Origin of the sequence: Sulfitobacter alexandrii (assembly GCF_001886735.1) — a bacterium.
In the GTDB taxonomy this organism is placed as follows: Bacteria; Pseudomonadota; Alphaproteobacteria; order Rhodobacterales; family Rhodobacteraceae; genus Sulfitobacter; species Sulfitobacter alexandrii.
Genome location: NZ_CP018076.1, coordinates 324245 through 337776 on the forward strand (window position 1 = coordinate 324245; position 13532 = coordinate 337776).

18 protein-coding genes are annotated in these 13532 nt (G+C 64.9%); 10 read left to right on the forward strand and 8 right to left on the reverse strand.

Annotation, left to right across the window (positions count from 1 at the left end; genetic code table 11):
• Positions 1 to 5 precede the first annotated feature (5 nt).
• The 8 genes from BOO69_RS01615 to BOO69_RS01650 form a co-directional block, all read right to left on the reverse strand.
• A complete protein-coding gene (locus tag BOO69_RS01615) occupies positions 6 to 629 on the reverse strand; it encodes a trimeric intracellular cation channel family protein (protein ID WP_071969711.1) in 624 nt (207 codons plus the stop codon).
• Positions 626 to 1078, reverse strand: a complete 453-nt coding sequence (rnhA, locus tag BOO69_RS01620; RefSeq protein WP_071969713.1) for a ribonuclease HI — start codon at positions 1076 to 1078, stop codon at positions 626 to 628. The genes BOO69_RS01615 and rnhA overlap by 4 nt, the downstream gene beginning before the upstream one ends.
• Entirely contained in the window at positions 1071 to 1664 is a 594-nt protein-coding gene (locus tag BOO69_RS01625; RefSeq protein WP_071969715.1) for a class I SAM-dependent methyltransferase, read from the reverse strand. The genes rnhA and BOO69_RS01625 overlap by 8 nt, the downstream gene beginning before the upstream one ends.
• Positions 1661 to 2113: a DUF3429 domain-containing protein gene (locus BOO69_RS01630; RefSeq protein ID WP_071969717.1), complete on the reverse strand. Its 453-nt coding sequence runs from the start codon at positions 2111 to 2113 to the stop codon at positions 1661 to 1663. The genes BOO69_RS01625 and BOO69_RS01630 overlap by 4 nt, the downstream gene beginning before the upstream one ends.
• Before the next feature lie 21 nt (positions 2114 to 2134).
• Positions 2135 to 2749, reverse strand: coding sequence for a LysE family translocator (locus BOO69_RS01635; protein ID WP_071969718.1), 615 nt, complete (start codon positions 2747 to 2749; stop codon positions 2135 to 2137).
• A 64-nt stretch (positions 2750 to 2813) separates the two neighbouring features.
• Complete coding sequence (gene ispH, locus BOO69_RS01640) at positions 2814 to 3764, reverse strand: 4-hydroxy-3-methylbut-2-enyl diphosphate reductase (protein ID WP_071969720.1); 951 nt, start codon at positions 3762 to 3764, stop codon at positions 2814 to 2816.
• 66 nt (positions 3765 to 3830) lie between these two features.
• Positions 3831 to 4592 (reverse strand): helix-turn-helix transcriptional regulator, encoded by a 762-nt coding sequence (locus tag BOO69_RS01645; RefSeq protein ID WP_071969722.1) that lies wholly within the window; start codon positions 4590 to 4592, stop codon positions 3831 to 3833.
• Between the two features lie 164 nt (positions 4593 to 4756).
• Positions 4757 to 5302: a LabA-like NYN domain-containing protein gene (locus BOO69_RS01650; protein WP_071969724.1), complete on the reverse strand. Its 546-nt coding sequence runs from the start codon at positions 5300 to 5302 to the stop codon at positions 4757 to 4759.
• Positions 5303 to 5431: 129 nt separating this feature from the next.
• Here BOO69_RS01650 and folK point away from each other — a divergent pair, with 129 nt between their 5' ends.
• From folK to era, 10 genes are all read left to right on the forward strand, one after another.
• Positions 5432 to 6043, forward strand: coding sequence for a 2-amino-4-hydroxy-6-hydroxymethyldihydropteridine diphosphokinase (gene folK, locus BOO69_RS01655; protein ID WP_237267537.1), 612 nt, complete (start codon positions 5432 to 5434; stop codon positions 6041 to 6043).
• Between the two features lie 71 nt (positions 6044 to 6114).
• Positions 6115 to 6468, forward strand: coding sequence for a DNA-directed RNA polymerase subunit omega (gene rpoZ / locus BOO69_RS01660; protein ID WP_071969726.1), 354 nt, complete (start codon positions 6115 to 6117; stop codon positions 6466 to 6468).
• Positions 6469 to 6497: 29 nt separating this feature from the next.
• Positions 6498 to 8669, forward strand: coding sequence for a RelA/SpoT family protein (locus tag BOO69_RS01665; protein WP_071969728.1), 2172 nt, complete (start codon positions 6498 to 6500; stop codon positions 8667 to 8669).
• Between the two features lie 28 nt (positions 8670 to 8697).
• A complete protein-coding gene (locus tag BOO69_RS01670) occupies positions 8698 to 9354 on the forward strand; it encodes a DUF2062 domain-containing protein (protein ID WP_071969730.1) in 657 nt (218 codons plus the stop codon).
• 31 nt (positions 9355 to 9385) lie between these two features.
• Positions 9386 to 10135, forward strand: a complete 750-nt coding sequence (locus BOO69_RS01675; protein ID WP_071969732.1) for a pyridoxine 5'-phosphate synthase — start codon at positions 9386 to 9388, stop codon at positions 10133 to 10135.
• Complete coding sequence (locus BOO69_RS01680) at positions 10132 to 10587, forward strand: hypothetical protein (protein WP_083545420.1); 456 nt, start codon at positions 10132 to 10134, stop codon at positions 10585 to 10587. The genes BOO69_RS01675 and BOO69_RS01680 overlap by 4 nt, the downstream gene beginning before the upstream one ends.
• Before the next feature lie 12 nt (positions 10588 to 10599).
• A complete protein-coding gene (gene acpS, locus BOO69_RS01685) occupies positions 10600 to 11001 on the forward strand; it encodes a holo-ACP synthase (protein WP_071969734.1) in 402 nt (133 codons plus the stop codon).
• Positions 11002 to 11089: 88 nt separating this feature from the next.
• Complete coding sequence (gene lepB, locus BOO69_RS01690; protein WP_071969736.1) at positions 11090 to 11926, forward strand: signal peptidase I; 837 nt, start codon at positions 11090 to 11092, stop codon at positions 11924 to 11926.
• Positions 11923 to 12609, forward strand: coding sequence for a ribonuclease III (gene rnc, locus BOO69_RS01695; protein WP_071969738.1), 687 nt, complete (start codon positions 11923 to 11925; stop codon positions 12607 to 12609). Before lepB ends, rnc begins: the two co-directional genes overlap by 4 nt.
• Positions 12606 to 13514 (forward strand): GTPase Era, encoded by a 909-nt coding sequence (gene era / locus BOO69_RS01700; RefSeq protein ID WP_071969740.1) that lies wholly within the window; start codon positions 12606 to 12608, stop codon positions 13512 to 13514. The genes rnc and era overlap by 4 nt, the downstream gene beginning before the upstream one ends.
• The last annotated feature ends 18 nt before the right edge of the window (positions 13515 to 13532 follow it).

Sequence of the window (13532 nt, forward strand, 5' to 3'; positions counted from 1 at the left end):
CTGCGTCAGGACTTGGGCGGGGTGCTCTTGTACACCGGCAGGTGCCACCCGAAGCCGAGCGATCCGGCGCGCAGGATCCAGGTGACCACGGCACAGCCCGGCAGCGTGACAAGGGGATCGAAGCCGTAGTGCCGGGCCAGCGCCGCGGTGGCGGATCCCGCGAAGGCCGCCGTGACATAGAGTTCGCCCTGCTTCAGCACCACCGGCACATCGCCGACCACCACGTCCCGCATCAGCCCGCCCATGCAGCCCGTGATCATGCCCATCAGCACCACGATGACCGCCGTCTGGTCCAGCGCCATCGCCACACCGGCCCCGGCGGCGACCGCGATGGACAGCGCGAGGCTGTCGAGCCAGAGCAGCGCGCGCCTGCGGCTTTCCAGCAGGTGCGCGGTAAAGAACACCGCCAATGCCGCGGCCACGGCGACGGCGAGGTAGGTGGGATCGGCGATCCAGAAGATCGGGTCGCGGTCCAGCAGCAGGTCGCGGATCGTGCCGCCCCCAAGGGCTGTCAGGCTGGCAATGAAGGCGAATCCGACAAGGTCGAGCTGCGCGCGGCTGGCCACCAGGGCGCCGGTGATGGCAAAGACCAGAACCGACCCGTAGTCCAGGACCGCCAGCAGGTTCATTTCTTGAACGGCGCCATGCCCGCGCGCGCCAAGGCGTCGGCGCGTTCGTTCTCGGGATGTCCCGCATGGCCCTTGACCCATTGCCACGTGACCCTGTGCCGGGCGTTGGCGGCATCCAGCCGCTGCCAGAGCTCGGCGTTCTTGACCGGCTTCTTCGCGGCGTTCTTCCAGCCGTTCTTTTTCCAGCCGTGAATCCAGCCGGTGATGCCGTTCTTGACGTAGTTGCTGTCGGTGACGACCGTGATCTCGGTGTCGCGCTCCAGCGCCTCGAGCGCGTTGATCGCGGCCAGCAGTTCCATTCGGTTGTTCGTGGTCGCCGCCTCGCCGCCCTTGAGTTCGCGTTCCTTGACCACGCGGTCGCCGTCGCGCGCCTGCATCAGGGCGCCCCAGCCGCCGGGGCCGGGATTACCCGAACAGGCCCCATCGGTATATGCGTACAGTTTAGCCATCCGCGTGGATCACGATCCAGCCGTCATATTGCCCGGCCAGGCCCTTGCCGTAGCCGGTCCAGTGCTGTTTCGGCACGCACCCGGCGTCCCGAAGCAGTGTCTCCAGTTCTTCGCGGCTGTAGTATTCATAGTGCCTCCCGAGGTCGTCCCGCCCGCCGCCGGTGCCGGTTTTCATGCCGATGAAAAAGGTGCCGCCCGGTTTCAGCGCCTTGCGGAGGCGGGCCAGGTGGCCCGGCAGGTCGGCGCGCGGGGCGTGCAGGAGGGAGAAACTGGCCCAGATGCCGTCGTAGGCGTCCTGTTCCGTGACATCCTCGAAATACCCGTGGCGTGCTGTCACGCCCGGGATGGCCGCGGCGCGGCCTGCCATTTCCGCCGAGGCGTCGATGGCGGTGACCTTCAGCCCCGCCTTCGCAAGGATGCGGGCGTAGTTGCCGGGCCCGCAGCCGAGGTCGAGCACGCTGGCCCCTTCGGGCAAAGCGGCGATGAAATGGTGCACGCGCGGATCCGCCGTCGCCTCCGCCTGCATCATGGCATCGTAGTCGTCGGCCTGCGCGTCGTAGACGGCAAGGGTCTGAGGATCGCTCATGCCCAGATCCCGATGCCGATGCACGCGAGGACCACGATGGTCAACTGGATGCGGAAGGCGAGCCACCAGGGCGGGGTCAGTTCCCACCGATCGAAGGCGACTTCGATCAGCAGCAGCGCGGCAAAGCCGATGGCCATGTTGATCAGCGCGGTTTCGGCGGTGGTGCCGGGCATGAAGAACCACCACAGGGCAGGCGCGACGGAGGCGGTGTAGGCCGCGAAGGCCAGCCCGCCTGTCGCGCGGGTGGCGAACCCCCAGAGCGTGCCCGCCATGAAGGGCAGTATGATCCCGCCGTAGCGGACCATGAGCAGGCGGCCATCGCCCCCCAGTACGGCGGGCAGGTTCCAGTCCGCGGCGGAGGTCAGCCCGAGCGCCGTGAGCGCAGCCCACAGAAAGGGAATCAGTCCGGCGACGGCCAGCAGCAGGGCGGGGGCGGGTATGCGGTTCATCGGTGGTCAGCTTTCCGTGGTTCAGGCGCGTTCCAGTGCCAGACGGCCCGCCAGCGCCGCGAAGATCGCAGCGAAGGAGCGGTTGAGCCAGCGCATCACCGCCTCGGACCCCAGGAGCCAGCGGCGCGCGGCGGCGGCGAAACAACCGTAAAGCACGAAGACACCAAAGGTCATGGCCATGAAGATACCACCGAGCAGCGCCATCTCGACCGTGGCGGAGGCCGGGTTCCCGGAGAGGAACGGCGGCAGCAGGGCGAGAAAGAAGATCGAGAGTTTCGGATTCAGGACATTGATAAGCGCCCCGCGCCGCGCGATGCGCCAGCCCGGTTCAAAGGCCGCGTCCGCCTGGACCGAGAGCGCGCCGCCTTCCTTGAGGCTCTGCCACGCTAGGTAGAGCAGGTAAGCGACACCGGCGACTTTCACGGCGGTGAACAGGAGCGCGGAGGTGTGAAGGATCGCGGCCAGCCCGAGGGTCGCCGCCGCCAGATGCGGCACGATCCCCACGGTGCAGCCGAACGCTGCCCAGAGCGCCGCGCGGGGACCGCGGCCAAGTCCCAGCGCAAGCGTGTAGATCACGCCGGTGCCGGGGGCCAGCACGACCACAAGAGCCGTCAGCAGGAATTGGAGGGAGATCATGCGGTATCCTTCTAGCCTTCGCCGGAACGGTATTACAGGCGGGGCAGGGGGTAAAGCCGCCGCGTCAGACCGCCTCGCGCAAAACCCGCGGCACCTTGAACTCCACGTTCTCGACCGCGGTTTCGACCAGTTCACGGGTGACGTCGAAGCGGGCGCCGAACGCGTCGATCACCTCGTTGATGAGGACTTCGGGCGCGGAGGCGCCAGCGGTGATGCCGATGCTTCTGATGCCGTCGAGAGCCCGCCAGTCGATGTCTTCCGACCGTTGGACAAGCTGGGAATAGGCGCAGCCCGCGCGCGCGCCGACCTCGACCAGTCGCTTCGAGTTGGAGGAGTTCGGCGCGCCCACGACCAGCATGGCATCGCACTTGGGAGCCATCGCCTTGACGGCTTCCTGCCGGTTGGTGGTCGCGTAACAGATGTCTTCCTTGTGCGGGCCGACGATGTCCGGAAAACGTGCCCGGAGTGCCGCAACGATCCCGGCGGTGTCGTCCACGCTGAGAGTCGTCTGGGTCACGTAGGCCAGTTTGCCGGGGTCGCGGACTTTGATCGTGGCGACGTCCTCGGGCGTTTCGACAAGAAGCACCTCGCCCGGCGGCAGCTGGCCCATCGTGCCCACGGTCTCGGGGTGGCCCGCGTGGCCGATCATGATCATCTGCAAACCGTTGTCGGCGTGGCGTTGCGCCTCGATATGGACCTTGCTGACAAGCGGGCAGGTGGCATCGACGTAAATCATGTTGCGTGCCTGCGCCGCGCTGGGCACCGACTTGGGCACGCCGTGCGCGGAAAAGATCACCGGGCGGTCGTCGGGACATTCCGACAGTTCCTCGACGAACACGGCGCCCTTGTCGCGCAGGCCGTCCACGACGAACTTGTTGTGGACGATCTCGTGGCGCACGTAGACGGGTGCACCCCATTTCTCGAGCGCCATTTCCACGATCTTGATCGCGCGATCCACGCCCGCGCAGAAGCCGCGCGGTGCGGCGAGGTAGAGCGTGAGCGGCGGCTTGGTCATCGGAGTCTCCTGGGTCATGCCCCAGACTTAGGCATTCGCGCGCGGCAGGTCCAGTGACGCCGGGGATCAGGGTGCCGCATCGCCGTGATAGATCAGCGCGGCCACCTGGGCCCGGTTGTGGACGCCAAGCTTGCGATAGGCGGATTTGGCGTAGTCGGACACGGTGTGGACGGAAATGGTACAGATGGCCGCGGTTTCCTGCCTGCTGTGTCCCTGTGCCAGCAGATAGACGACCTCGCGCTCCCGGGGGGTGAGCGCCTCGAAAGTGTCGGGCAGATCGGGCGCAACGAGGTGACGGCCGAACGCGACCTCGCCTTGTGTCACCGGCGTGGCGGCTGTCAGTTCCTCCAGCCGTCGATGGATGAGCAGGCAGAACAGGCGGATCTCTTCGGCGCGGGGAAAGACCTTTTCCATGAAGCTGGACTTGACCCGCGCGGTGCCCACGATGAAACCCCCGAAGCGTTCCGATCCGCGCAGCCGCATCGGAATGCCGAGGCAGGAGCGCATACCCGCCTCTGCCGCGCGCCTGACGAAGGCGCGCTCTTCTTCGGTCACGTAGGGGTGTGCGTCGATGAATTCGGCACCCAGCGGCAGGATGCGATAGGAGTCGCAGGCGTAGCGCAGGAAGGGGTCTTTTTCGGGCGGATGGTGTGCATAAACCGCGGGTGCGGTGCACCGCAGGAAGGGGGCGGTGAAGTCATGGTCGACTGTCAGGTAGATGGCGTGATCGAAACCGGCGCTGGCCAGCGTTTCGACGGCGTCGGTCCAGAGCCTTTCCGGATCGTCGAGTTGTTCCAGCAGCGCAGCCCGGTTCACCAACATCGTCATCTTCCCCCCCTTTTCGGGGGATCGCGAAAAGTTAACAGTACTGTAGGATGATGCTGGGGAACACGGAAGCCCGTGCGGTATATTACCCCGCTGGATTTTAGAACATTGCACGCTGAGGGCTCCGAGAGCTCTCGGCGTGCCATTTCAGGTAGAAAAACTTCCCGTCAGTCGGACGAATTATCCCGCGGCGGGCGCCCGATGACCTCTCGCAGGTCTTCCAGTTCGATGAAGTTGTCGGCTTGCCGGCGCAGATCGTCCGAGATCATCGGCGGCTGGCTGCGGATGGTCGAGACGACCGAGACCCGGACGCCCTGCCGTTGCAGGCTTTCCACCAGCGGGCGGAAATCGCCGTCGCCCGAGAAGATCACGATATGGTCCACGCGGGGCGCCAGTTCCATGGCATCGACGGCCAGTTCGATGTCCATGTTGCCCTTGACCTTACGCCGACCCATGCTGTCGGTGTATTCCTTGGCCGGTTTCGTGACCATCGAGAATCCGTTGTAGTTCAGCCAGTCGACAAGAGGGCGGATCGGAGAATACTCATCGTTTTCAAGCAAGGCCGTGTAGTAGAACGCGCGCAGCAGCTTGCCGCGGCGCATGAACTCGGCCCGGAGCAGTTTGTAGTCTATGTCGAATCCAAGCGTCTTTGCTGCGGCGTAGAGATTCGAGCCGTCGATGAACAGCGCCAGACGCTCATCTTTATAAAACATCCCAGGGTCCTTTCGGCGAAGTCTTCGCCAAGCAATGAATTGTGCTTTAACGTGCTGCGAGGCTCAAATTGCAACTATGACCAGAAGAGCGCCCGTCACCTTACCGCGCATAACTAAGGGTTTTTGAACATGCTGCAAGGCACCACAGACGGGGAAAAGGGCGATCCTCCGCTTATGGGGCGGGCGACAGCGCTTCTGGCGCTCGGTGCTAACCTCGGATCAGCCGCCGGGTCGCCCCTGCAAACGCTGCACGCCGCCCTTAAGGAACTGGAAGTGTGGGGCGCGATGATTCGTTCTGTATCATCGTTTTACGCCACGCCGGCCTTCCCGGCCGGAGCCGGGCCCGACTATGTGAACGCGGCGGCCAAAGTGGATTTTTCGGGCACCGCACCGGAATTGCTCAAGGTGCTGCATGACGTCGAGGCAGGCATGGGGCGCGCGCGGGAGGTGCGCTGGGGGCAGCGGACGCTCGACATCGACCTGCTGGGCATGGGCGACCGGGTATTGCCGGACGTGCCCACCTACCGCGCGTGGCTCGAGTTGCCGCTGGCAGAGCAGATGGTCCGGGCGCCGGACCGGCTGATCCTTCCGCACCCGCGGCTTCAGGAGCGCGCATTCGTCCTCGTGCCGCTGTCTGAGATCGCGGGGGACTGGAGGCACCCCGTGCTGGGGAAGACGATACGACAGCTTTTGTCGGCCTTGCCCGGGGAAGATGTGGCGGCGGTGAAGCGCCTCGAATAGTTGCTTGTAAATCAGTGAAAACGGGCCTAGGTAAGCCCTTTCTGACTGCCTCTATCAAATGGAGCATCCCGATGGCCCGCGTTACCGTAGAAGATTGTGTCGACAAGGTTCCGAATCGTTTCGAGCTTGTCATGCTTGCCGCCCACCGGGCGCGTGAAATCTCTGCCGGGTCCGCCGTGACCGTGGATCGCGACAACGACAAGAACCCGGTCGTGTCCCTGCGCGAGATCGCGGAAGAGACGCAATCGGCCGACGATCTGCGCGAGCGCCTGATCGAAAGCAACCAGAGCCAGATCGAGGTCGACGAGCCCGAAGATGATGCCATGGCATTGCTGATGGGGCAGGAGCAGGACAAGCCGGAAGAGGACAGCATGTCCGAAGAGATGCTGCTCCGGCAGTTGATGGCGGCCCAGGGGCAGGGGTAACCCGGCACCGGGCTCATAGGGCGGATGGCATGGAAAGCGCCGAAACGACCGCCGACGATCTGATTCGCCTGGTCAAAGTCTACAACCCGAAAACAAACGAAGAGCTGATCCGCGCCGCCTTTGCCTTCGGCGCGGAGATGCACGAAGGCCAGTTCCGTCATTCCGGGCAGCCTTATTTCACGCACCCTGTCGCGGTTGCAGCGATCCTGACGGAACAGCAACTCGACGATGCGACCCTCATCACCGCGCTGCTGCACGACACGATCGAGGACACCAAGGCATCCTATGCAGACGTGGAGACGCGGTTCGGCACCGAGATCGCCGAACTGGTCGATGGCGTCACCAAGCTGACGAACCTGCAACTGAATTCCTCGGAAACCAAGCAGGCCGAGAATTTCCGCAAGCTGTTCATGGCAATGTCCAAGGACCTGCGGGTGATTCTGGTCAAGCTCGCGGACCGGCTGCACAACATGCGCACGATCAAGGCGATGCGGCCCGCCAAGCAAGGCCAGAAGGCGCGCGAGACCATGGACATCTACGCGCCGCTGGCCGGGCGCATGGGGATGCAGTGGATGCGTGAAGAGCTGGAGGACCTGGCGTTTCGTGTGCTGAACCCGGAAGGGCGCGCCAGCATCATCCGCCGTTTCATCACCCTTCAGCGAGAGACCGGCGACGTCATCCAGCGGATCACCGGCGACATGCGGATCGAACTGGCCAAGGCCGGGGTCGAGGCAGATGTGTTCGGACGCGCGAAGAAGCCCTATTCCATCTGGCGCAAGATGGAGGAGAAGGAGCAGAGCTTCGGCCGGTTGTCCGACATCTACGGCTTCCGGGTGATCGTGGACAACGAGGAAGACTGCTATCGCGCGCTGGGCGCGATCCACCAGCGGTGGCGTGCGGTGCCGGGACGGTTCAAGGATTATATCAGCCAGCCGAAGTCGAACGGGTATCGCAGCATCCACACCACGGTGTCGGGCCGCGACGGCAAGCGGGTGGAGGTCCAGATCCGCACCAGCCAGATGCACGACGTCGCCGAGACCGGGGTGGCGGCGCACTGGTCCTATCGCGACGGGGTCCGGTCCAAGAACCCCTTTGCGGTGGACCCGGCCAAATGGATTGCGCAGCTGACCGAACAATTCGACGCCGAGGAGAACCACGAGGATTTTCTCGAGGCGGTGAAGCTGGAGATGTATGCCGACAAGGTATTCTGCTTCACGCCAAAGGGCGACGTGGTGAAGCTGCCGCGCGGGGCCACGCCGATCGACTTTGCCTATGCCATCCACACGCGGATCGGCAATGCCGTGGTGGGGGCAAAGGTGGATCACATGCGCGTCCCGCTGTGGACGCGGATCAAGAACGGTCAGTCGGTCGAGATCATCACCGCGCAGGGGCAGACGCCGCAGGTGACATGGCTGGACATCGCGACCACGGGCAAGGCCAAGACCGCGATCCGGCGCTCCCTGCGCGAAGTGGATCGCGCGCGGTTCATCAAGCTGGGGCAGGAGCTGGCGCGCTCCGCCTTTGCGCATGTGGGCAAGCGGGTGACCGACAAGGTGCTGCGGACCGCGGCCAAGAACATGCGTCTCGACAGCGCCGAGGAAGTGCTGGCGCGGCTGGGCAGTTCCGAGCTTTCGGGGCGCGAGGTGGTGCGCGCCGTCTATGCCGACCTCGCGCCGCGCAAGGGCGAACATATCGACAAGGCGCGGGCCGTGGTCGGGCTGGAGCCGGGCCAGTCCTTTGACCGGGCGCCCTGCTGCAACCCGTTGCCCGGAGAGCGGATCGTCGGCATCACCTTCCGCGGGCAGGGGGTGACCGTTCACGCCATCGATTGCGACCGGCTGTCGATCTACGAGGACCAGCCGGAGCGCTGGCTCGACCTGCGGTGGCACGAGGGCAACCATCCGGCGGTCTACGAGGCCGTGCTGGACATGACCCTCGGCAACGGCGCCGGCGCATTGGGCCGCATCTGCACCCTGATCGGAGAGGCCGCGGCGAACATTTCGGACCTCACATTTCTGGAACGCAGGCCTGACTTTTACCGCCTGTTGATCTATGTGGAATTGAGAGACATCGCGCATCTTCATTCGTTGATGCTGACGCTGGAGGCGGAAAGCGAAGTGGCGCAGATCAGCCGCTACCGCAACAAGAACCTGCCCGAGAAAGCAGAGGCGCAGGGATCGCAAAAAAGCCCGGACCACTGAGCGATCAAAGAGAAACTGGAACCTGGATTTGATTTTCAAACGCCGTGATCCGAAGCCGACATTGCGCGCGATGGCCGAGTTTCTCTGGCCGCGCGGCGGCTGGACACGCGCGTTTCACTATGTCCGGCACCGGATGAAGCGGTTGCCCGACAGCCCCGAGCGCATCGCGCGGGGGATCTGGGCGGGGGTGTTCACGTCGTTCACGCCGTTCTACGGGCTGCATTTCGTCATTGCCGCGCTGCTGGCCAAGCTGATGAAGGGGAACGTGCTTGCCGCGCTGATGGGCACGTTTTTCGGCAATCCGCTGACCTATGTGCCGATCGGGGTGATGGCGCTTCAGACAGGTCATTTCGTGCTTGGTTCGCGCTTTACCGAGGGCGATCACCGGTCCTTCGGGGGCAAGTTCGCGGATGCCGGCGCAGACCTCTGGTGGAACCTGCGCGCCATCTTTACCGATGCGCACATGGACTGGTCGGGGATCGTGGTGTTCATCGAACAGGTCTTCTACCCCTACCTGATCGGGGGGATTCTGCCGGGTATCTTCTTCGCCTCGCTGTCCTACTACGTGATGGTGCCGCTGCTGAGGGCCTACCAGAAACGGCGCAAGGGCATGATCAAGGCCAAGTTCGAGGCATTGAAGCAAAAAACGGCGCACAAGGCTGACGCCAAGCGCAAAGTGGACTAGCGTCCGGGCGAACATACCGAGAGGACCAGAGATGGCAGACCCGCAAAAGCTCAGACTGGGCGTGAACATCGACCACGTGGCAACTGTCAGAAACGCGCGTGGCGGCCAGTATCCCGATCCGCTGCGCGCGGCAAAGATCGCGGAAAAGGCGGGCGCTGACGGGATCACCGCGCACTTGCGCGAGGACCGTCGCCATATCTCGGACAGCGATATCGAAGGCTTGATGGACGTTCTGACGGTCCCGCTGAACTTTGAAATGGCGGCCACCGAAGAGATGCAGAATATCGCCCTGCGGCACCGCCCCCATGCAGTCTGCATCGTTCCGGAAAAGCGCGAGGAGCGCACGACCGAAGGCGGGCTGGAAGTCGCGCGCGAGGAGAACCGCCTGGCGCATTTCATCGCGCCCCTGCGTGAAGCCGGCTGCCGGGTGTCGATCTTCATCGCGGCGGACAAGCGGCAGATCGATGCGGCGCACCGGATCGGCGCCGAGGTGATCGAACTGCATACCGGCGCCTATTGCGACGCCTACGCGGAAGGACGGTTCGACGCGGCGCAGGCGGAGCTGCGCGGTCTGGAGGAGATGGCGCGCTACGCACACGGCCTCGGGCTGGAGGTGCACGCGGGCCACGGGCTGACCTACGACACGGTGTCGCCGGTTGCGGCCTTCCCCGAGGTGCGCGAGCTCAACATCGGGCATTTCCTGATCGGCGAGGCGATCTTTCTCGGGCTGGAACCGGCGATCGCCGAAATGCGCCGCCTGATGGACGAGGCGAGATCGTGAAGCGGTGGCTGCTGGCCCTTGCGCTGGGCGCGGTCGCCGCCGCGCCGCTGGCCGCGCAGCAGGTTGAGGTGCGTGACTGCGCGGGCCGGATGTCGCCGCTGGGGATCGTCGAGCCGTGGGAGGACTATTCCCGGACCTATTCCAACGGCAAGGTACGTGTCGCCCTGATGGACCTGCTGGAACCTGCGGGCGGACCTGTCTACCTGATGCTCCTGTCCCCGCCCTATAACGAGATCGGGGACCGGCAGTGCAAGACCATCGGTGTGGACGGCATCGGTTTCTGGAATGCCGATTTCCCGACCCTCGACGCCAGCTACGACCCGGCCACGGGCCTGCGGTTCACCATGGCGGTGGAGCTTTACGATCCGCAAAGCGGGGGCGGCCGTGCCGCGCTGTTGACCGCGACCCTGAACCAGGCAACCGGCGCTATCGACGCGCGGCTCTCGCGGTAGGGCAGGGCGACCATGATCCTCGGCATCGGGACCGACCTGGCCAATATCGAACGCATTCAGGGCACGCTGGACCGGTTCGGCACGCGGTTCCGCAACCGCGTCTTCACCGAGGTCGAACAGGCCAAATCGGAGCGCCGCCGCGATGTGGCCGGGACCTATGCCAAGCGGTGGGCCGCGAAGGAGGCCTGCTCAAAGGCGCTGGGCACCGGGTTGCGCATGGGGATCAACTGGCGTGACATGGCTGTCAGCAATATCTCGACCGGGCAGCCGGTGATGTCGGTGACGGGCTGGGCGGCGAAGCGCCTGCAGGAGATGACGCCACCGGGCCACGAAGCCGTCATCCACGTGACCTTGACCGACGATCACCCCTGGGCGCAGGCCTTTGTCGTGATCGAGGCACGGGTCCTGCCGTGATCGGCGGGGCCGCGCCGCGCGGCTTCCCTTGACAGTCGCGCCCCGCCTGCGCATGTAGCCCCCAACCCGAGCAGAAGGAAAACGCGGCATGGCCGAGAAGGAAAAGACAGGCAACGCCTTTGTCGAAACGGTCAAGACGATCGTCTATGCGCTGCTGATCGCGGGCGTGTTCCGCACCCTTTTCTTCCAACCTTTCTGGATCCCCTCGGGGTCGATGAAGGAAACCCTGCTGATCGGGGATTTCCTGTTCGTGAACAAGATGGCCTACGGCTATTCCTACGCCTCCTGCCCGAGCCTCATGCTGCCGCGTTTCGGGATCGAGATCGACGCCATGGATGTCTGCGGCGTGTTCGACGGCGACAACACCCGGCTGTTCGGCAGCGAGCCGGAGCGCGGCGACGTGGTGGTGTTCCGCCATCCGGTTTCGGGCCGCGACTACATCAAGCGGCTGATCGGCCTGCCGGGAGACACCATTCAGGTGAAGGCCGGGGTGCTGAACATCAACGGCACGCCCGTCGAACTGCGCGATGACGGCACCTTCGAGGAAGAGATGACCGCGCAGGGGCCGCAGCGGCTGCGCCCGCGGTGCGAGAACGGCCCTGTGGGCGAAGGCGGCACGTGTATCAAGAGCCGCCAGATCGAAACCCTGCCGAACGGCGTGTCCCACGCGATCCTGAACATCGGCGATCAGCAATCCGACCGCACCGGTGTCTACACGGTGCCGGAAGGGCATTACTTCTTCATGGGCGACAACCGCGACAATTCCGCCGACAGCCGCCTGGCACAGCAGGCGGGGGGTGTCGGCTTCGTCCCCTACGAGAACCTGATCGGTCGCGCCGACCGTATCATGTTCAGCTCGGCCGGGCGGTCGATGCTGTTCTTCTGGACCTGGCGTGGCGACCGGTTCTTCAAAGCGGTGAAATGAAACTGAGCGGCGATCTCAAGGCGTTCCAGGAGCGTCTCGGGCATCGGTTCGCCGACCCTGCGCTGCTGGTCCGTGCGGTCACCCATGCCTCCATGTCGTCGGCAAACAGGGACGACAACCAGCGGCTGGAGTTTCTTGGCGACCGGGTGCTGGGCCTCGTGATGGCGGAGGCGCTTCTGGCGCTGGACACCGGTGCGACGGAAGGGCAGCTTGCGCCGCGGTTCAATGCTCTTGTCCGTAAGGAAGCCTGCGCCGACGTGGCTCGCGAGATCGACCTGGGCAAGGTGCTCAAGCTGGGCCGGTCCGAGATGATCTCGGGCGGGCGGCGCAAGATGGCGCTTCTGGGTGACGGGATCGAGGCGGTCATCGCGGCTGTCTATCTCGACGGCGGGTTCGATGCCGCCAAGGCGATGATCCTCCGGCTGTGGGGCAATCGGCTGACAACGGTGGAGGATGACGCGCGGGACGCCAAGACGGCCTTGCAGGAATGGGCGCAGGCGCGCAAGCTGTCGCCACCGAAGTACGTGCAGACCGACCGGAGCGGCCCGGATCACGCCCCGTTGTTCACCATCGAGGCGCGGCTGGAGAACGGTGAGACATCCCGCGCGAGCGCGCCGTCCAAACGCGCGGCCGAGCAGGAGGCCGCCAGCACGCTGCTCCGGCAACTGGAGACAGACACATGACCACCCGCGCCGGATTCGTCGCCCTGATCGGAGAGCCCAACGCGGGCAAGTCCACCCTGCTCAACCGCATGGTCGGCGCAAAGGTGTCGATCGTCACTCACAAGGTGCAGACCACCCGTGCGCGCATCCGCGGGGTGGCGATGGAAGGGGACGCGCAGATCGTCTTTGTCGATACGCCAGGCCTGTTCCAGCCGCGCCGCAGGCTTGACCGGGCGATGGTCGCCGCGGCCTGGGGCGGGGCGGCGGATGCGGATGTCGTGGTGTTGCTGGTTGAAGCGCATCGCGGTCTCACCGAAGGGGTCGCGCGGATACTCGACGGGCTGGGCGAGATCGGCAAGGGACGCAAGATTGCCCTGGCGATCAACAAGATCGACCGGGTCGAGCCGCCCGTGCTGCTCGGGCTCAGCAAGGCTTTGAACGAGCGTCATGCCTTTGCCGAGACCTTCATGATCTCGGCCGAACGCGGTTACGGCGTGGAGGCTTTGCGCCGGTGGCTGGCGACCGAACTGCCCGAGGGCCCGTGGCTCTACCCCGAGGACCAGATCGCGGATCTGCCGATGCGGATGATCGCCGCCGAGATGACACGCGAGAAGCTGACGTTGCGACTGCACCAGGAGTTGCCCTACCAGCTGACCGTCGAGACCGAGAACTGGGAAGAGCGCAAGGACGGATCGGCGCGGATCGATCAGCTGATCTATGTCGTGCGCGACGGGCACAAGGGCATCGTGCTGGGCAACAAGGGCGAGACCATCAAGCAGGTCAGCAAGGCGGCGCGGGAGGAGCTGGAGGAGTTCCTTGGCCGCCGCGTGCACCTGTTCCTTCAGGTGAAGGTCCGGGCGAACTGGCTGGAAGAGGCCGAACGCTACACCGAGATGGGGCTCGATTTCAAAGATGGCAACGGTTGATCCTGACCGCGATGTCGC